Raw genomic sequence first — 18,981 nt, 5'->3', positions numbered from 1 at the left:
AAGTAGTGAGTACTCTCTCCCGTCGGAGATTTCTTCACTACTAATCTTAGTATGTTTTATATTCATCTTTTAATAAATCAAAAAGTGTTAGATAATCATTTGGAATTGATGATTTTTTAATACTATGTACTTTCTTTATAGCATCTAGAAGTTTACTGATATCATAAAAGTAGGTTTTTACAAAATCATATGACTTCACGTTGCTAAATTTTAATTTTTGCTTACAATAATCACTTGGCTTAGAAAGGCCTGATCTATTAAAATCTTCATTTTTTTCTTCACTAACAATTATTAGTAACTCGATTTCAGGAGGTGTAATTACATTTATAACTTCAATTTTTTCTTCAAAAATTTTTCTATACTTAGCAGTTCTAAAATTAAAATTTTCTCTTTTTGAATCTAATATCCTGAACAAGGCAATCTTAGATCCATAATCTTTACCCATGTATTTATCACAAAAATCCTTTGCACCTCGAGTTTTTATTGGACCATCATTAATCAGGTATTCATCATTCTCAATAATAAGACAATGATTCTCTAATAATATTTCGATAATAGCCTCTTCAGCAGCCCCTTCGCAAATAATCGCACTATATTTTTTTGGCATATTTAAGACCTACTTTTTTAAGAATCTTTCTTTAATAATATTTCTTAATGAATTTTCCGATGAATACTGTGGAGTGGAATTATCAATTATTCCTTTAATAAAGATATCACCTTTACTTATATCATTTCTTTTAATAATGTTTGAAAACTTTTCAATTTCAATTTGTCTCTTTTTTCTTACAATATAGATTGAATCATTTCTAGGAATTATATCTAACAGTTCTGAATAATGAGTAGAATAAATCAGAATGGCTCCATTTGGATTCATTTTTCTATCCAAAAATAGATTAATGAAAGTAGAAACAATTTCTCTATTAAAATGATTTTCTAATTCATCAACGATTATTACTCCACCTGAACGTAATGTAAAGAACGCATCCATAAACAAACCAAGCCCTTTAACTGTACCTGATGACAAAATGCTATGTAACTCAGGTATAGAGTCAAGTTCAATTGAATTAACTTGATCTTTAAACTTAAGTTTAACTCTTACAGTCTTATTTTTTTTATTTTTTACAAATTTTAATTCCTCAATACTTGGATCCAAATAGGTAATTAATTCATGTGGAATATTACCATAACCGCTCAGAACATTAAAGTTTGTATAACTTAGTGTATCTCTATAATATAATTTCTCAATCTTTTTTAAATTAAAGAGAATATTTATTATGCTAACATCCGAACTTAAGCCTAAATATTTTTTATCACCTTTATTTCTTGTTATTATATGCTCTTCCTTTATGGAAGTGAAATTAAATATTTCTTTTTTTGAGCGTACTGATTTTGCCTTCTTTGATGAGAAAGTCTCATCAACGAAAAAGTATTTATATTCTCCCTCTTCCTCATCGAATCTTCTAGAAATGACCGATTCTAATTTATTAATTGTTTGGTTACCATTTTTTTCGTCATAAAAAAATATTGTGTATTTTACTTTTTTATTATTCTCTAGATGTAAAATATTACTAGCGTCAGAATTTTCCAAGATTACCCTTGGACTGTAGTTTATAGATTTAGCTTGGATAATATTAAGCGCAACTATTATAGCATTTAGTATTTGAGTTTTACCAGAAGCATTTAACCCAGTAAATGTAAGAGTTCTATTAACATAGAAATTATTAAATAGATGGATCAATTCGTGTTTCTCATCTGAGCTAACTCGTGCTTCTGAGAAAAAGTCTATTTCAATTTTTTTCTCAAATAAAGCGACGTCTTCAATTATTATTTTCAATAATTTCATTTCATTACTCCTAATTATTTTTATATAGCTATTTTATATAAATTTCCCAAATAAAACAACATATAACTACTGATTTTTGTAATTATCTGTTATTTTTGATAGAATACATTATTATATAGGGGAAGGCGATTCATTTTTTATATGTCCTAGCAGTTCTTAACCAGCTTTATTACTTATGTTAAATTGTAAAATATAGTGCACCAAAAGAACTCATAGCGTTTTATTGGTGTAAACTGTAAGTAACCACACAATCAGAACCCGAGGAAAAACTATGAGCTACTCCTATCTTATCATAGCCCAAATTGCAAGTAAACTTGGAGTCCATAAGTCTATCATTTAAAGTGAGTTAAAATGATGCAAAAATGGCTATTCCCTAGCCTTAGCACAGGAACACTACAACCACAGGGCTAAGCAAAAAAGTCGGAAGTCTCGTTTGATACCAAAGTTAAAAAAGGAAGTTGATGATTGTTTAAAATCCTCCTGGCCTCCTGAACAGATTTGTGGTCTTTATCAGCTTTAACAAAAGCTAATGACATCCTCTAAAACTATTGGTTTTCGAATGATAAAAACATACTGAGATTCAAACTTCTCAGTATGTTTATTTTATTATATTATCTTTTTCTTATTCCACAATTTTATAGTCACCACTTTGTAGTAAATTCAAGACTTTATTTACAAATTGTGTTGAAAGTAATCCTTCAATATTAGCACCATGAGTCTTAAAATCTTTGTCAATTTCTTTAATTTGTAATTTAGTATACTTTTTAGCCTTTTGCTCTGGAATTGGTAAATGGAAACTATACTCCCCAATTTCATAAAATAAAAAATATAAATATTTTTTCCTACCTAACTTATAATCAAAAAATTTTACTTCTATATCATTTTCATCACGGTAACCACCTTTCCAAATGATATCATTACTTTTTTCTTGCAATAATTTATCATAGCCTTTTTCAGTACTAAATACTCGTTTTGTCTCTTCCCCTACATATTGTTGATGGATTAGTGATGGTTCAAACACTGTTAACAATTCTTCTTTCATCGTATAGTATTTTTCCATCTCATCTTCAGCATTTTCAATGTTTCTTACTGTATACGGATTGTAGCGATCGTCTTTATATTTTCTTATTCTATCACGATGATTTTTAGCTCGCTTGTTTACAGAATAAATACATTCTGCAATCATCTCATTCGTAATTTTTTGTCATTTACCAACTGAATATAATTTTTGGGAGTCCTCATATTATTAATCCTTTCATCTCTTACTTTAAAATGTGCAACAGTAAAAATTATTTTTCCATTATATTAAATCGTCTATTATTAAATTTTTACTTAATTATCTGTTTTATTATATCAAATATCGTTCACCTTGTCTTTTTTGTACTTTTCTACCATTCCCCAGAGCGTATGTTTCGCTAAATCGGCTACAAGATTATACCATTCATTAAACAAGAATGATTCAAGCAACATACCAATAGCATAGTTCAAATTTAAAATCTCATCCATCTCTCTAATCTCAAACGTTTTTTTACAATGGCAAGAGTGATAAACTACAATTCTCAATGTATCCTCAACAAAAGCGAACGACAGTTCTTGATTATCTCGAGATAAATCTACATAGAAGTCATCTTCGTAAGTATCGAAGTTGATAACAATATCCATCTCTTCTCTTTTCTCAATCAGATCATCCACTATTGTCATGATTTGTTTATTAATATATTTTTTTACAGTTTTCATTTGTCAAACCTTTCTTAATCTAATTCAATAATTAACAGAACTATTCCGTATCAAATTGGTCAAGTTCATAGCTAGCCTAATCTCTAAAAAGAATATTTATCATATAGTTAACCTCCTGTTTATACAACTGTAGTATGTCAGAAAAGTTGAATCTAAAAAAAATCAAAATAATTTTTTTACTTCTCAAAAATAGTCGTAGTTTTTTCTTAAATATAAGTTCAGTCACCTCTCTTATATTTTAAGTTCTTGTTATATCTGTAAGTGATAAGCATAAAAATCATAAGTAACTTCACTTTTAGTAATTATATATATTTTTGCCTCTCTACTTTGGTAACTATATAGTATGTCAGAAAAGTTGAATTTTAAAAAACAAAATAATTTTTTTAATAAAGACCCACAGCTCAAAGATTATACAGAAATAATCTACCTTTTGAAGTATATTAAAAGAGTCGCTAATGAAAAGCGACTCTTTTTGTGATTCAATAAAATGACTAGTCTTCTACTCTCTATAATAAACATCCGTACCATCACTGACATGATTTTTACTCCAAAAAATTGACTCTCTTCCATCTTGTCCCGACGGAGTAAATACAATTGGTGTCTCACTAATACCTTCTGATGTTTTTGTAACGGCTGTGAGCTTTTCTCCTTTTACGACGAACTTATCAAAAACTACATCACCCGCAGGTTTACCATTAACTTGAATCAAGCCATTGGCATCAAAAGTAATACTATTTCCTTGTTCATTTCTCCAAGATCCTTTAACACTTGAAAAATTACCTGTTTGAATTTCTTGGATGTTCATACTACTAGATTCCGATTGAGTTTTTTCTCACCTTCTATTCGTTCCGTATAATCAAGAGCAATCCATCCTTGACCAGATTGTAATTTCCCCCAAGTGTAACCTTCTGCATTTGTTGTTTCCGCAATAGTATGAATACCTTGAGATATCTTGCCCAAAGACTGAGATTTAGCACTTGGTTCTTTGCGTATTTCCAAATCCGATATTTGCACACGAACCTGAAAACCAGTTTCTGACTTAATATCCTCACTCTGACTAGAAGATTTCATATCGCTTTCTTTTGAAGAAGTCGTTGAACCTTTATCAATTGATTCCCACTTTAAGTTTTTGAGATTCAAAGCCGTAGACGAGATACCTAATTCATCTTCGATTTTCTTCTTATCATTCATTTGTATCGTAGTTTCTTTTTCCTTATTTGGGACACTAGCTTCAACTTTGTATAAAGTTAGGTTTACTTCCGGATTCGATGATTGCCAGACAGCAAATACCACCTGACCGTTTTCATAAGCAGTGAGAGATGAACGTGCCCCACCAACAGGAGCTACATAGGCTACATGTACCAATGAAGGTTGACTTTTTTTTAGGTAATAGATTGCAGAAATATAATCTTGTTTACCAATCAATAACTCGTCCTGTCCATCTTTATCTAAGTCTACAAACACATATTGAAAATCAACTGAGGTTCCAGAATGCCCTAAATTATCAATGAGCATGTATTCCTCAGATGTAGCTTCAACCTGTTTCAAGGCTTCAGTTAAACGACTATCATCACCACTATTTATTGCTTTCTGATAAGATTTATATCGATCTAAGACCGTTTGAAATGCTTCCTGACTATTCTTCTTTAATGATTGCTTACTAGACGAAGATGATGGCTGTGTTACCTGCTTCATTTGATTAGAGCCACACGCAACTAAGATCAAACTACTCAGGCTTAAAAGAGATATCAGTATCCATTTTTTCATATTAAGTTCTCCTGTTCTTTCAATATATTTATTTCCTCTATATGTTTTGATTTGATTCCCCACCACTACTCATTAGCAAATTTTCTACAACTTGATGTTGATCAAACTATAATATAGGGTAGCAATAGTTAGTAAATCTTTCAATAGGTCAATATTAATTGAAAGATTCTATATGCAAAAACTATTTCATCAAAATAGGACTCCGTTGAAGAGTACAATTAATCTTCATAGGAGTCCTATAACTATTTATTGTTTTTCATAGGTGGCATCGTGAAGTGCATAACTCACATTGGTGTTAGTGAATTCAAAGAAAATAGATTCAATCTTTCCTGATGAAAGTTCACCTTCAGCTTTTGGACCACTTGTTGCTGTAAACTTAATTTTATCACCTGCAATGCGCCAAGTACCTGTTCTTGATTCTCCACTTTCTTTTGTAATTTTTAGGCTCTTATTTGATTTCAACTCAATCGTTACATCATTTTCACCGTCGTACCAAGTCCCCACAACCTGATGTTCCGGAGACTTTTCACGGGTTAAGAAATATGCTCCTACACCAATACCTGCTAGTGCGATTACAACAACAGAAACAATAATTAATACTTTTTTCATTTTATATTCTCCTATTTTTATTCTCAACTTCTCACTCAGTAAAGCAATTTAGAAACTGTAATTTATAACTTCTTCTTTCTCATCACTCCTGCTAAAGCAAGAAACGTAATTCCTGAAAGCGTATAAACCGCTGTCTCACCTTCACCTGTTTCAGGTAATGATGCTTGATAGATCGGTACGCCATGTTTCGAAACGACATTATCGGTAATAGTACGGACAGCAGTCCTGACATCTCGGAAAAATGAAGAGTTATAACCTACTATTTGGCCATTTTCATCAAGGATAGCAACAGGAATTCCTCCTTTTTGAACAATAGCTTCATATTGAGCTTTTACTTGAGCTTGTGTATAAGCTTCTTTTACAGCTTCATATTGAGCTACTGCATCACGTTTATTGATAAGCAACTGTTTAAGTTTTTCAGTTTCTTTATCAAGAATTGATTTAGCTTCTTTATGTTTTTCTACTGCTAGTTTGTAAGCAACTTTAGCTTTTTCTAAATTACTATCAGCATTTTCGAGTTTACTAAGATAATCTTTTGTTTCTTGAAGTTTAGTTTTAAGAGATTTAATCTCGTCTTTGATTTTAACTTCATTCACTTTCAAAGCGTTCACTGTTTCTTGAAGAGAAGCAAGTTCTTTTTCGTCTTTAGCTTTTTGAGCTTTAAGTTCTTCCAACTTAGCTTCTTCTTTTTGAAGAGTTGCTTTTGCATCCGCAAGAGCTTTAGTCTTACTTGCAACATCTGAGTTAAGATTATTAACAGCTTTTTGAGCTTTGACTAATCTTAGCTCAGCTAATTCACGCGCCGAAGTCGCTTCAGCCAATTTGATTTTAGCATCAGGTGTGAGGTCAGCAGTTGCTTTGAGTGAAGCAATTTTATTGCGAGTTTCTGAGAGTACTTCATTAGCAAGTTTATTTTTAGCCTGCGCAGAATTCAATTCTTCATTTGCTGTTTTGTTTGCGTTGTTGGCTTTTTCTTGTGCTACTTTTGCATCCGCAAGAGCTTTAGTTTTAGTAGCAACATCTGAGTTAAGATTGTCAAATGCTTTTTGAGCATTGTTCAAACGAGTTTCAGCATTCTTACGTACCTCAGTAGCTTCATCCAACTTAGCTTTGGCATCAGGTGTGAGGTCAGCAATTGCTTTGAGTGCGTTCAAAGTTTTTGTTGTGTTAGATACAGCATCCTGAGCTGCGTTATTTGCTACTGATGCTGTATTTAATCGGTTTTGGGCTGTTTTGTTAGCATTATCCGCAGAAGTTTGAACAGCTTTAGCGTTAGCTAGTTGAGTTTTTACAACCGAAGAGTCAAATGGATTACTTAATATTTTATCAGTATCTGACGAAGTGTGATTGAAATGAATTTCATGCATCAATCCAAGACCTTCTGGTGTTACGCTTGTTGCAGCACCAATATAATTTGGAACAACCTTACCGTTTTTATAGTCAGGTTTTCCTCCAACTGTTGTAATAATATGTGCATAATTCTGATTGTAATCACTACCAAAAGTATTGATAATAGATTTATAAATACCTTTATACAAAGCTGACATTGTAGTTGGTTTAGCTTTGATGTAACCGAGGTTTTCTGCCTTCCAATGCGTAGTATCAGTTCCATCATTAGTTAGAGCACTAAAAAGATGGTCACCATCAGGATTTGACATGTTCGAATAAGCAGTTGTGATATTCTTCATTGCTGTAACAACATCTTCTGTCACAAGAATTTCAGAATCACCCCAAATAATTTTTCGCACTTGTTGAATCAAGCCTGCTTGATAAAGTGAGAGGTTAGCAATTTGTTCTTTTGTTAAATCACTAAGATCATTAATTACAGTGTCGTCAACAGGATAGTTGTTTTCTTTGCTATAATCACGGTTATCCCACCAAGTTTGAACAGCATCGAAGAGCTTATCTTTGTTTGCTTCTGATTTATCTTCATAGAAGTTTCGATAAGCACTTGCAACTTCTTCTGGAATTTCAATAGTGCTAAGATTTTCTAAACTAGTTAGTTTATCTTCCAACCGTTTTACAGCTTTGTCTGCTTCTTCTTTTTTAGACTTAGCATCAGCCGCAACAGCTATAGCAGCTGTCAATTCCGTTGAAGTTCTCAAAGCTACATTTTGTTGAGCAGTCAAAGTTTCTGTCAATGTTTGGATTTTAGCTTTTTTATCAGCATCAGTCTTTTGTGCTTCTTCTAGATTGCTTTGAGCCTTGGATTCAGCAGCTTTTTTCATTGCCAAATCACTTTGAGCATTGTCTCGCTCTGAGATGATTTCTTTAGCTCCTGTACCATCAAGTGCTGCTTGAGCATTAGTTACAGCAATATTAGCATTATTGAGTTGCTCTTTAGTATGTTTAGCCTTAGCTTCAGCATCACTCAAAGTTTTAGAAGTGTCTTCAACAGCTTTAACTTGAAGTTTTTCATCTTTTTCAGCTTGTTCAAGTTTAACTTTTTTATCAGCATCAGCTTTCTGTGCTTCTTCTAGCTTGCTTTTGGCATTAGCTTCAGCAGCTTTTTTCGTTGCCAAATCACTTTGAGAATTATCTCGTTCTGAGATGATTTCTTTAGCTCCTGTACCATCAAGATTTTTTTGAGCAGTTTCAACATCGGCTTTAGCATTTGCTACATTAGTTTCTTGAGTAGTAATCTTTGTTTGATCACTGTTAACAATTTCAGTTTGTTTGTTAACTTTATCTTGAGCTTTAGCAGTCTCAGCTTGAGCATTCTGAAGTTGAACATCTTGATTTTCGATTGCTGATTCTGTCTCACTAATATTTTGTTTAGTTTTATCAATTTCAGCAGGAGTGGCCTTGTCTTTGATAATTTGAGCTTCATCAAGAGTTTCCTTAGCTGTAGCTTCATTTTTTTCAGCTATTTCTTCTTCAGTGATGGCTTTCTTAACTACATCTTGTTGAGCGTTTACTGCTTGTACTGCTACACTTTGCTTGTTCTCAGCTTCTTTAAAATCTTGAATAGTTACTTTAGAACTTGAAGTATCAACTTCCATTTTTGGGACTTCTTGTTGATTAGCATTCGCGACAGGCGTTAGTGCGGTCGCTGCAATCACCGTCGAGACACTAGCCAATGCCTTAATAGCCTCTTTCTTTTCCATTAACGCTAAAACTCCTTTTATTTTCAATAAATTATACAATTCCTATATTGTAATGTTTACATTATATAACTTAAAAACAACCTTGTAAAGTTGTTTTTGACCTTTTAAGGTGTTATAACCAACCTTTTATGGTTGTAAAATTAACCTGCGAGGTGGTTTATGTCAAATCTACAAGAATATATCAGTAAACGTATTAGAGTCTTACGAATAAAAGAGGGAATGACTCAAGAAATGCTTGAAGAAAAAGCTGAATTAGGGACAAATTACGTTTATAAAATTGAAAATCTAGAACCTAATATAAAAATCAAAACTCTTGAAAAAATTATGAAGGCCTTAGATGTGGATATACCCACTTTCTTTGATGTCACACTAAAAGAAGAAGATAGCGATTTGGTAAAACTGATTGATAATTTAAAAGCATTGCCTGCGTACAAACAAAAGAAATTAATCAAAGCTATCAATACTATTATGACTGAAACAAAATAGCAGAAACTTTTTGAACTTAACAACTACTTTAGGTTAAAATATAATTTAAGTAAAAGACTTATCTCTATGCAAGATAGAGATAAGTCTTTTTAGCTTTCTTTATTTATCATTGTGATATACAAATTGATTTTTATTCCATACAAAAGTACATCCTTGTTTCAGAAATTTACAGATTTGTATCTTATCTTCAAAAGTTAATTTCATAATAAAAACACCCCAGAAGTTAGATTTTTCCTGTCTAACTTTTGGGGTGTAGTTCAGAATAGCTACTGTCTTTTCTCTTTTTTTACTTAAAACCATGATAGACTTGACAAATGGTGGAAAAGAGTCGAATAAATCAGTTATGAGTGCTAATTGCAAAGATTTTGAAATAATTATTATCAATACGCTTACTTTATGAACTTCATAGAATTCAAGATTACGATATTCAAGCCTAGGTGTGATCACTATTTTTTATAGGAATAATTAATTTAACCATAGCCCCTTTTTCCTTATTTTGCAGTTGTATATCACCAGAATGAATGCTCATTACTTGTTTTACAAATGCCAAACCTATTCCAAAATGTTCAAACTGTGAATTTCTACTAGTGTCTTCTCGATAAAATAATTTTCCAAAATTTTTTAAAACATCACCAGAAAATTTAGAACCATTATTCCAAATACTTAAGGCAATACTACCATCTTCTAACTCAAAGATAACTCTGATTCTCTTTTTAGAATCGTCTGCATAAGCCATTGCATTATTAACAATATTTGCCACCGAACGGATTATTAAATCTAAATCCAATTCAATATTACAGTCTCGGTCTATCTTCGAATTATACTTGTAGTCAATGTTATCTCCAATAAGGTATTCACACTCTTGTTCCAGTATTTTGGATAAATTACTAATACGATACTGATGGAAAGAAATCTGATAAGAGTAAAAAGTTTTAGAGTAGTTGATTAACTGATTAAAATAGCTATCTAATTGGTTGCTTGCTCTTTCAATGTCTTTAAGACATTGAACATCAACACCTGATAAAGGTGCCAATTGCAACAATTCCGAGTTTCCTTTAATTACAGTCAAAGGTGTCTTCAAGTCATGCGCCATCGCTGAAACTTTAAAGAGAATATCCTCCTTTTGGTCTTTCTCTACCTGAATCATATTTTTAATTCTTTGTTGCATTAATTCAATGTGTTTATTTGTTTCTATGAATTCAAGAATTGTTAAATTCGATGAATTGTTTACAGATGTTAGCCACATGCTACCATGATAAACAATCTCCATTTCTTGCTTTACTCTTGTTAACAAATCTTTAATATTAATAGAAACTATAATAATCAAAGATATACAAATATAAACCCATGAAAAAACATTAAATAATAGCCCTAACAAGCCACTAGCGATTGACTGATTTTCTGAATGAATATCGATAGAAATAGTTGATATAGGAAAAATATAGGCTACTATTACATTCAAACAAAATTGTTTAACAATTGTCCACTGCGTCTTTTTTACTAAAGCCTTAAAATCTAATTTTCGTTCCAACTATATCCGCCTCCCCACTGTGTCTTGATCGGATTAATTGAAAAGGGTTTTAATTTTGAACGAATTTGATAAATATACTCAGCAATAGAACGAAATTGTGCATCTGATTCCGATGGATATATTCTCTCATAGAGTTCCTCTACAGAATATACTCTTTTCGGGTTACTTGCTAGTGTATACAAAATTGTAAATTCTCGCTTCGTCAATGATATAATCTCTTCTTCAATCAAAATTTCTTGCTTGCTGACATTAATTATCATATTCTTTGTGCGTATTTCTTTATTATTTTTACGATTTCTCTCTTCCCTTTGGATATGCATTCTAACACGAACAACTAATTCCGTAATGCTAAATGGTTTTTTTATATAATCGTCCGCACCTGCCTTTACCCCACTAGCCAAATCACTATCCAATTGCTTAGCTGTTACAAAAATTATCGGGACATCGATTTGTTCGCGAATGGATTTACAAATTTCTAAACCATCAATAGACATCATAATATCTAGTAAAATTAAATCAAAACCTATAAATGAACAAATATCTATGTTACTTACTTCACTTCTGGTCGTAACTTCAAATTCTGATCGTTCTAATGAATTCTTTATCAAACGAAGAATACTTTCATCATCATCAATTGCTAATATTCGATATACTTTTTTTTCTTTCATAATTAAATAATATCACAAAATACAAGATTTTTATCGGACCACTCTCTTCCTAAACAGCAAAATAGAGAAAGATAATAGCAAGATCCCCCATAAAAATTGAATTGCAATACCTACTGTAGAAGGTATATAAGGTTGATTTTCAGTCATAAAAAATGAATTCATGGTGGAGATTATCGGGAAGTAGAGAAAGGCATCACTGAATTGCAGAAGCATTTGACCTAACCCCAACAAGAAAGACAAGGACATCCCCATCGGAACAACTATACTCCTTGTTATAAGAACTAAACTAAAACATATTAGCACCAACCCAATCAGTACCAACGTTATCTTTATTGCATAGGCATAAATAAGTATAGGAATTAATATACCATAATAAATATATACCACAAAAATAGTACAGAAGGTAACTAGACTCCAAACCAATACAGTTATTGATAATATAATTATTAATTTTGTAAAAAAGAATTTCCATCGTATTGGGTTAGCTAATAAACTGCTTCTTAAAGTTGAACCGTTAAATTCTTGCCCTATAAATAGTATTGTAATGATAATAATACCAGCTTGTCCCAGATAGAAACTTTCTAAGATTTGCGTTAAAACATAATCCTCGGTTATATTACTTGGAGTTTCATGTAAAAAAATAACAAATAAAGGTACTAAAATTATAGTTGCTAGTACAGTCAATAATAACCATTTATTATAAATAAACTTTAAATACTCACTTCTAAAAGAATTCATCTAACATTACCTACATCTTCTTTCAAAAATTTGTAATATGCAAAGCTACTAATTACTAGCACCCAAGTACTCAAAAATAAAACACTGCGTCCTGGTGTTGTGATTTTTAAAGGAGATGTTGCAATTAAATCTTGCCCTAAAGATACTGGTAAATACTTGGCAAGCTGAATTCTGTCAGCAAGAAAACTACCTAAATTATAGACTTGTGGTAATAAGAATAATAATGATCCAAGTGAGGATTTAAAATAAAAAGCAATTGAATAGGATAACACCGTTAGTAGCGACCACGACAATGAGCCCAATAAAATAAAGTACCAAACATTACTATTTAATATCAGAGGATTCAACCCCTCTCTTCCCAAACCAAACTGTGCACTTGCAATAGATAAATAGATTGAAACGAATGACACAACAAAAATAAATACACTTGTAACAAAAAATTTTATTACAAAAAATACTACCTTATTCGAGCACAATAGCAAGCTGGTACGTAAAGAACTATTTTTATATTCCATACTTCCAAGAATTGCTCCTAAAATAATCATAGCAAACAAACCCAATAGTATTGCATCAAAACCAATATATTCAATTGGTGGTATTGGTTCTGCTAAACTGCTGTTTGTTTCAGGTGTTGCGTTCAACCCAACCGTTAAAATTTGTTTAGAACTAATATAAGACAATAGCGGCTGAAGAATAAGAACAATTGGTATAATTATTTTGGTTGATTTGCTATAAAAAATTTTATATAGCTCTGATAAAATATTATGACCTTTCATACTACTCCTCATAGTTGCCTCCCGTCAAATAAAAGAAAACATCTTCTAGATTATCAAATCCATTCATTATATCATGAAGTGTACCCGAAGTTATGATACTTCCCTTATTAATAAAAACAACCCTATCAGTTACCGCTTCTACTTCTGAAAGTATATGTGAAGATAACAATACTGTCTTACCAGTGCTTGCTTGTTCCCGAATAAAATTTCTAAACCATCTAATTCCACTAGGATCTAGACCATTTGTAGGTTCATCTAAAATCAGGTACTGGGGGTTTCCCAACAGCGCTGTTGCAATACCTAATCTCTGACCCTCTCCCAAGGAAAGGTTGCCTATTTTTGAATTTCTTTTATGTTCAATATCAGTAATAGATAACACCTCTGATATTCTGGAATAATCTATTCCATTACTAGCAGCAGCAATTTTCAAATGTTGAAAAACTGTTCGATCACTAGGAGCCCCCACACCATCAAAAGAAGCTCCTACAGTTAAAAGAGGACGTTCAATATCACAATATTTCTTACCTCCTATTAAAGCAGTTCCTGAAGATGCCCTATCCAGACCCAAAAGTATTCGTAGTGTCGAACTTTTTCCGGCACCATTCGGTCCCAAAAAGGCAGTGACTTCCCCCTCTTCAGCTGTAAAGGTTAAGTTCTTTAATATATCTCCTTCTTTAAGAGTTTTTGTAACATCTCTTATTTCAATCTTATTTGTCATAATACGATACTCCTATGCTAAAAATTGTTCTATTAAATTCTATAAAATGAATTTCGGAAAAATATCAGAAAATAGATTAAGATTGAACAAATTTCAGATTTTTTCACCCCCACTCTGTAGATTACTTGTTTTCCATAATAATTACTATATTAACTTAATGAATATGTCCGGGTAATAGATTATATTCTAATTAATAATAAAGCCCTACCACCAAATATATCTCTGAAGCTACCTGCGACTAATCCTGAAGTACCACTTTTAAAAGCAGAAATTTTTTCTATAACTGGCTTCGTATAATTCATATACTTTCCTTTCTAAGTCAATATTTAATAGTCCAGACTGCCTGACTATTAAAATAGTAACAAAGATTATTCCGATTTTTTTCAGAATTTAAATTTATAAACAATTCCTGATGGTAGTGGAATATAAGTTGTGTAAACACAAAAAGGAATAAATTCGTTACAGTAGAGTTGCAATTCCTAAACAAAATGTTTGTTACGATAAAATATCGAAAAAACTATTTAATAGGATGATAAAAAAATAACCTCAAGTACAGTTTACATGTACATGGAGGTTAGTGCACCTTTTCGATATTAAAAAAGTAATCTAGATATCCACTAATGTCATTAGTAAATCCCGCTAATGACTTTTTTATATCAATAACACCTAAGAGTTCGAGGTGTTCATTGAATATTCTTTTATAATCAACATTTGGTGTCAATAAAATAATTTGTGCACTAACGTTATTTCGCCTAATTTTTTTGACTTTTTTTCCATAGTTACATTTCTTTGTATGTATGATAAAATATAGACAATTGGTTGCTGTAGTAATTCTTAAACAATTAAAATGGTTGCCAATTTTAACTTTTAACTTATATTTTTTTATATACCTTTTTACAGTAATCAACAACCAAAAGTGCTTTACAATATTGAGCATACCTCTCCTCCAATTTCTATTTTTATTATAGCTTGGTTATACCATTCAATTAGTTGAATATCGTAAACGGTTCATTTATTGTCATCTACGATAAAAATATAGCGATGATGATTGTTCTCAGACTATTTACGACTTGACGGTTCTATTATTCCAATCACTACTTTTACAATATTAACTTGGAGAAGAAATATTGATTTTTATTTAGATGCTATAGAAATGCATTAATTACCCCTAAATAATATCATTCTTATCTAAAACAACAAGTCATATAATTTTTAATATTGGAAAAGACTTCGATGTCTTTTGTTTTAGGAGAAATAAAACACAGTTACTAAATATTTTAGCGAATGAGGAGTACACTAATTGTTAAATATTTTTATTTTAGAAGACGAATTTTTACAGCAAACACGAATAGAGACCGTTATTAAGAATGTTATTGCAAAAAAATCTCTAAAATGTAAAGGACCTGAGATTTTTGGAAAACCTAGCCAGCTACTTGATGCGATTACCGAAAGAGGTTCTCATCAACTTTTCTTTTTAGATATTGAAATTAAAGGAGAAGAAAAAAAGGGGCTAGACATTGCAAAAGAAATTCGGAAAAAAGACCCTAATGCAACAATTGTTTTTGTAACAACACATTCAGAATTTATGCCAGTCACTTTTAAATATAGAGTTGCTGCACTGGATTTTATTGATAAAGCTTTGGATGATGAAGATTTTTATGAACGTATTCATTTAGCAATTGAATATACCATGGATAAAATGGGTGCCACTATTGCCCAAGATTCATTTACTTTTGAAACAGCTACGGCCCATGTTCAAGTGCCTTTTAACAATATTTTATTTTTTGAAACATCTCCAACAATACATAAAGTTATTTTGCATACTAAAGAAGAACGCATGGAGTTCTATGCCAGTATTTCAGAAGTTGAACGAGCTGATGACCGCCTATATCGATGCCATCGTTCATTTATCGTTAATCCTGAAAATATCATAAGGATCAATAAGGAAGAGAAAATGGTAATGTTTGAAAATAATAATGAATGTCCCATTTCACGTACGAAATATAAGGGCCTCCTAGAAAAAGTTAAATCTTTGAGAAGTTAAGGTGTTTCTATGGATATAGTTATAAACTTATTGCTGTTCTACTCTAAGATATTAGTAGTATTGTTACTATTTCAACAAATAAGTAACCAACCAATCAAACCTTTGTGGTGTATTATTGGTCCATTTTTGTATGTTCTACTCCTCATCATATGTCCTCCTGTTGGGTACTTTGCATACTTTTTTATCTTTATCGCTTATAACATATATCAAAATAAGTATAAAAGTAAAATACTTGATATTTTTTATGGCTTGTACCCCATTATTGTTAATAGCTTGCTAGGTAGAATGTTAGGATTCTATGTTTTCCCTTTACTAGGAGTCTCAGTCTTCAATGAAGTCAAACTAAGTTGGTATGATATCTTAATTGAATTACTGGTTTTCCCTCTTCATTTACTCATTGTAAAATCTCTTAGGTTAGATTTTAGCGAAATAAAAGAAGGTTTCAAGCGTTACTATTTCAAGTATTTATTATTACTGATCAACATCTCTATGTTTGTATATATGCTCTTAGTTTCTATACTTGTTATTTATAGAGACAAATTAGCTGATGCAGATAACTGGAGAGGACATATTAATAACTTTTATATTGTTCTGTTTTTTGTAATGCTACTCTATCTCAATGCAATTTCAAAAGAAAAACTAGAAAAGGAAATAATTGATCAAAAAGATACTCAATTAAATGAACTATCTATTTACAGCCATCAGGTTGAATCACTTTATGAGGAAATTAGAAGTTTCCGTCATGACTACATTAATATTTTGACCAGTCTAAAATTAGGAATTGATAATCAAGATATTGAAGCTATTAAAACTGTATACAATGGCGTACTTAGAGATAGTGGAACCCAATTCTATGATAGTAAGTTTGATATTGCTAAACTTAGTAATATTAAGAATGATGCTATCAAAAGTATTCTTTCCGCTAAATTACTTGAGGCACAAAATAGGGGAATTTCAATTTCTGTTGAGATTGAAGAACCTGTTAGTAATTTTAGGATAGAATTACTAGATTTCATAACCATCCTATCTGTACTTTGTGATAATGCTATCGAAGCTACGATTGAAGCTATAAGTCCAAGAATGACTGTTGCTTTCATGAATAATGATGATTCGTTGGTACTTATCGTTGAAAATAGTACAAAATCAGAAAAAGTGGATATTAATCATATTTTTGATAGGGGGTACTCTAGTAAAGGGGAGGGAAGAGGCCTTGGTTTACATAATGTAAATAGCGTATTGGAAAAATACCCTAAATCTACGATTACCACTCGTAGTGCAAATCATCTCTTTTCTCAAACTATCAGATTTTGTAAGCAATTATAGATTTTGTAAGGTATCTTTATAGGTATTAAGTGAGACTCAATAAGAAGTCCACTGAAAAAATAATCTCTATAGTTTAAAAAATATAAAAAGAGGAATCTACCTCATATTTGGGTAGATTCCTCCTTTTGTTTACTTATTTGGGTTTATTAGTGCTATAATCTTCTTTATATTGATTACCAATATAGTCGTTGTCTCTTATAACTCCTTATTGAAAAAACCTAATGCCCTCCATATTTGTGTTTAAGTTCCACATTTGGGGCTTCTTTCTTGTAGCGATATAAACCGGAAACCTCATCTGAAATAGGTGTTCATTAGTTTTGAGGTGAATATAAGAGGTTTTAGACTTAGTCCCTTCCTTATGGCACCCCACTCTGGCGTGTCATATGTCCATCTGGACACATAAAGAGACTGCATCATTGTTACAAAAAGATTCTACTTTCCAACGAAAGCCTCTTGAAATATCTGAATGTAGATTAATGACTAAAATTTAATTTTTGTTGAATTATTCACTATTAAATTATAGAAATTTTCTTCTTAATTTTCTTAATAGCGACCAAACCATTCCCACCAGTTCCCATTTGCAGTTGATTGATTTTGCATTACTTTCTCTATTCCTTTAATATATAATATTACTTCAATTTTGTTATAAAGTTATTTGATTAACTTTCCGAATATAGTATAGCAATCAATAACTAATAATTACGATTTTTATCATATTTGGTATCACAAATGTCATAAATGGTATTATTTAATTCCATATGTTCCTATTACAGTGATGATTTCTATTAATTTATAAATGTATAGCTATTTAAGAAGCAATAGTTAGTTCAAGAATTATATAAAAATACTATTACTATTGATCGTGATAGTAACCAATAGTAAAAATGTTAGTTGTCATTAGTTGAATGTGATGAAACTATATGGACAAAAATAATTAGACAATCTGAAATTTATGAGGTTATTGTTCTACTCTTTTGTTCCTAAATACGTCGTCATAAAGAAACTATTTAAATCTCTGACCTTGTCATCAAATACCTTGATATACTTGACAAATGGTAAAAAAGGACTTAGGCCTGTGCAATACAGAACTAAATTCTTTTCCTAAATAAATTGTCTAACTTTTTTGGGTCAGTACAAATAGTTTGAGTTGCATAGTCGACTAAGGAAATTGTCTTTATTTGAACTAAAGTTTAGTGTAAAAAGATTATAGGCAATAATCACGCTACTAAAGTTATCTAAACTAGCGACAAAGAGAGTTTTTTTTGCTTGCTAGCATGGAAAATTCACGTTCGTATAATACTTTTCCATTCATTTGGATGCTTCATACTGGATTTGAATAGAAATCTCTACTTTTTTCTAACCTCTCCTTGGTATGAAGAATACTTCCGTTTACGATGAATACTAACTCTCAAACCATAAATTTTCATCAAACGTTGCACCTTCTTGTGATTATTGAGAGACAAAAAAGATTGGACACATTGTCCAACCTGATTCTTTATATCATTAAGCAATATCAACGTAACGACGAGCACCACTCACTGTCATGCATGAGAGCCATGTGTGACCATCAACTGTCACAACTTGATCGTAAAAGACGCTATCCCCTGGATTTACATAAAATTCAGCCTTGGCAG

General features: G+C 31.3%; 18 protein-coding genes and 1 pseudogene. 4 read left to right on the top strand and 15 right to left on the bottom strand.

Annotated features, from left to right (window positions below; translation table 11 throughout):
• Positions 1-46 precede the first annotated feature (46 nt).
• Together ADF62_RS08005 and ADF62_RS08000 are read right to left on the bottom strand one after the other, a co-directional pair.
• Entirely contained in the window at positions 47-607 is a 561-nt protein-coding gene (locus ADF62_RS08005; protein WP_048788566.1) for a hypothetical protein, read from the bottom strand.
• Positions 608-616: 9 nt separating this feature from the next.
• A complete protein-coding gene (locus ADF62_RS08000; RefSeq protein WP_048788565.1) occupies positions 617-1,843 on the bottom strand; it encodes an AAA family ATPase in 1,227 nt (408 codons plus the stop codon).
• A 271-nt stretch (positions 1,844-2,114) separates the two neighbouring features.
• Between ADF62_RS08000 and ADF62_RS11950 the strand changes: the two are divergent.
• A pseudogene (locus ADF62_RS11950) lies at positions 2,115-2,360 on the top strand (IS30 family transposase); the annotation flags it as partial.
• 105 nt (positions 2,361-2,465) lie between these two features.
• Here ADF62_RS11950 and ADF62_RS07995 read toward each other — a convergent pair.
• From ADF62_RS07995 to ADF62_RS07970, 6 genes are all read right to left on the bottom strand, one after another.
• A complete protein-coding gene (locus ADF62_RS07995) occupies positions 2,466-3,029 on the bottom strand; it encodes a hypothetical protein (RefSeq protein ID WP_239665015.1) in 564 nt (187 codons plus the stop codon).
• A 167-nt stretch (positions 3,030-3,196) separates the two neighbouring features.
• A complete protein-coding gene (locus tag ADF62_RS07990; protein ID WP_048788564.1) occupies positions 3,197-3,580 on the bottom strand; it encodes a hypothetical protein in 384 nt (127 codons plus the stop codon).
• A gap of 499 nt (positions 3,581-4,079) precedes the next feature.
• On the bottom strand, positions 4,080-4,385 hold the full coding sequence (locus ADF62_RS11575) for a DUF6287 domain-containing protein (protein WP_048788563.1): 306 nt from the start codon (positions 4,383-4,385) through the stop codon (positions 4,080-4,082).
• A complete protein-coding gene (locus tag ADF62_RS07980; RefSeq protein WP_048788562.1) occupies positions 4,382-5,347 on the bottom strand; it encodes a hypothetical protein in 966 nt (321 codons plus the stop codon). Before ADF62_RS07980 ends, ADF62_RS11575 begins: the two co-directional genes overlap by 4 nt.
• A 246-nt stretch (positions 5,348-5,593) precedes the next feature.
• A complete protein-coding gene (locus ADF62_RS07975; protein ID WP_048788561.1) occupies positions 5,594-5,956 on the bottom strand; it encodes a hypothetical protein in 363 nt (120 codons plus the stop codon).
• A gap of 62 nt (positions 5,957-6,018) precedes the next feature.
• Positions 6,019-9,063, bottom strand: coding sequence for an SEC10/PgrA surface exclusion domain-containing protein (locus tag ADF62_RS07970; protein WP_048788560.1), 3,045 nt, complete (start codon positions 9,061-9,063; stop codon positions 6,019-6,021).
• 159 nt (positions 9,064-9,222) lie between these two features.
• On the opposite strand from ADF62_RS07970, the gene ADF62_RS07965 reads away from it, so the two are divergent.
• Positions 9,223-9,549 (top strand): helix-turn-helix domain-containing protein, encoded by a 327-nt coding sequence (locus ADF62_RS07965; protein ID WP_014634063.1) that lies wholly within the window; start codon positions 9,223-9,225, stop codon positions 9,547-9,549.
• A 433-nt stretch (positions 9,550-9,982) separates the two neighbouring features.
• On the opposite strand, the gene ADF62_RS07955 is transcribed toward ADF62_RS07965, so the two are convergent.
• From ADF62_RS07955 to ADF62_RS10875, 6 genes are all read right to left on the bottom strand, one after another.
• Positions 9,983-11,080 carry a sensor histidine kinase gene (locus ADF62_RS07955; RefSeq protein ID WP_048788559.1) on the bottom strand — a complete coding sequence of 366 codons (1,098 nt, stop codon included), beginning with the start codon at positions 11,078-11,080 and terminating at the stop codon, positions 9,983-9,985.
• Positions 11,065-11,748 carry a response regulator transcription factor gene (locus ADF62_RS07950; protein ID WP_048788558.1) on the bottom strand — a complete coding sequence of 228 codons (684 nt, stop codon included), beginning with the start codon at positions 11,746-11,748 and terminating at the stop codon, positions 11,065-11,067. Before ADF62_RS07950 ends, ADF62_RS07955 begins: the two co-directional genes overlap by 16 nt.
• Before the next feature lie 30 nt (positions 11,749-11,778).
• The gene (locus tag ADF62_RS07945; protein ID WP_239665014.1) at positions 11,779-12,432 is read right to left on the bottom strand and encodes a hypothetical protein; all 654 of its coding nucleotides are present in this window, start codon (positions 12,430-12,432) and stop codon (positions 11,779-11,781) included.
• Positions 12,433-12,482: 50 nt separating this feature from the next.
• Positions 12,483-13,274, bottom strand: coding sequence for a membrane protein (locus ADF62_RS07940; protein WP_048788556.1), 792 nt, complete (start codon positions 13,272-13,274; stop codon positions 12,483-12,485).
• Positions 13,264-13,980, bottom strand: a complete 717-nt coding sequence (locus tag ADF62_RS07935; protein ID WP_048788555.1) for an ABC transporter ATP-binding protein — start codon at positions 13,978-13,980, stop codon at positions 13,264-13,266. Before ADF62_RS07935 ends, ADF62_RS07940 begins: the two co-directional genes overlap by 11 nt.
• 179 nt (positions 13,981-14,159) lie before the next feature.
• A complete protein-coding gene (locus ADF62_RS10875) occupies positions 14,160-14,282 on the bottom strand; it encodes a putative RiPP precursor (RefSeq protein WP_107373322.1) in 123 nt (40 codons plus the stop codon).
• 998 nt (positions 14,283-15,280) lie between these two features.
• Between ADF62_RS10875 and ADF62_RS07925 the strand changes: the two genes are divergently transcribed.
• Both ADF62_RS07925 and ADF62_RS07920 read left to right on the top strand, forming a co-directional pair.
• The gene (locus ADF62_RS07925) at positions 15,281-16,024 is read left to right on the top strand and encodes a response regulator transcription factor (RefSeq protein ID WP_048788553.1); all 744 of its coding nucleotides are present in this window, start codon (positions 15,281-15,283) and stop codon (positions 16,022-16,024) included.
• Between the two features lie 9 nt (positions 16,025-16,033).
• Positions 16,034-17,347 (top strand): sensor histidine kinase, encoded by a 1,314-nt coding sequence (locus ADF62_RS07920; RefSeq protein ID WP_048788552.1) that lies wholly within the window; start codon positions 16,034-16,036, stop codon positions 17,345-17,347.
• 1,503 nt (positions 17,348-18,850) lie between these two features.
• On the opposite strand, the gene ADF62_RS11705 is transcribed toward ADF62_RS07920, so the two are convergent.
• On the bottom strand, positions 18,851-18,981 hold a 131-nt coding region (locus ADF62_RS11705), incomplete at its 5' end, for an SH3 domain-containing protein (RefSeq protein WP_179944337.1).

Source organism: Streptococcus sp. 1004_SSPC (assembly GCF_001069025.1).
In the GTDB taxonomy this organism is placed as follows: domain Bacteria; phylum Bacillota; class Bacilli; order Lactobacillales; family Streptococcaceae; genus Streptococcus; species Streptococcus vestibularis.
This window is presented reverse-complemented; position numbering and strand designations above follow the sequence as displayed.

What these genes read in the sequence shown, in the direction of transcription:
- ADF62_RS08005 (WP_048788566.1), bottom strand. Translation starts at nt 607, where the DNA reads ATGCCAAAAAAATATAGTGCGATTATTTGCGAAGGGGCTGCTGAAGAG.
- ADF62_RS08000 (WP_048788565.1), bottom strand. Translation starts at nt 1,843, where the DNA reads ATGAAATTATTGAAAATAATAATTGAAGACGTCGCTTTATTTGAGAAA.
- ADF62_RS07995 (WP_239665015.1), bottom strand. Translation starts at nt 3,029, where the DNA reads ATGATTGCAGAATGTATTTATTCTGTAAACAAGCGAGCTAAAAATCAT.
- ADF62_RS07990 (WP_048788564.1), bottom strand. Translation starts at nt 3,580, where the DNA reads ATGAAAACTGTAAAAAAATATATTAATAAACAAATCATGACAATAGTG.
- ADF62_RS11575 (WP_048788563.1), bottom strand. Translation starts at nt 4,385, where the DNA reads ATGAACATCCAAGAAATTCAAACAGGTAATTTTTCAAGTGTTAAAGGA.
- ADF62_RS07980 (WP_048788562.1), bottom strand. Translation starts at nt 5,347, where the DNA reads ATGAAAAAATGGATACTGATATCTCTTTTAAGCCTGAGTAGTTTGATC.
- ADF62_RS07975 (WP_048788561.1), bottom strand. Translation starts at nt 5,956, where the DNA reads ATGAAAAAAGTATTAATTATTGTTTCTGTTGTTGTAATCGCACTAGCA.
- ADF62_RS07970 (WP_048788560.1), bottom strand. Translation starts at nt 9,063, where the DNA reads ATGGAAAAGAAAGAGGCTATTAAGGCATTGGCTAGTGTCTCGACGGTG.
- ADF62_RS07965 (WP_014634063.1), top strand. Translation starts at nt 9,223, where the DNA reads ATGTCAAATCTACAAGAATATATCAGTAAACGTATTAGAGTCTTACGA.
- ADF62_RS07950 (WP_048788558.1), bottom strand. Translation starts at nt 11,748, where the DNA reads ATGAAAGAAAAAAAAGTATATCGAATATTAGCAATTGATGATGATGAA.
- ADF62_RS07940 (WP_048788556.1), bottom strand. Translation starts at nt 13,274, where the DNA reads ATGAGGAGTAGTATGAAAGGTCATAATATTTTATCAGAGCTATATAAA.
- ADF62_RS07935 (WP_048788555.1), bottom strand. Translation starts at nt 13,980, where the DNA reads ATGACAAATAAGATTGAAATAAGAGATGTTACAAAAACTCTTAAAGAA.
- ADF62_RS10875 (WP_107373322.1), bottom strand. Translation starts at nt 14,282, where the DNA reads ATGAATTATACGAAGCCAGTTATAGAAAAAATTTCTGCTTTTAAAAGT.
- ADF62_RS07920 (WP_048788552.1), top strand. Translation starts at nt 16,034, where the DNA reads ATGGATATAGTTATAAACTTATTGCTGTTCTACTCTAAGATATTAGTA.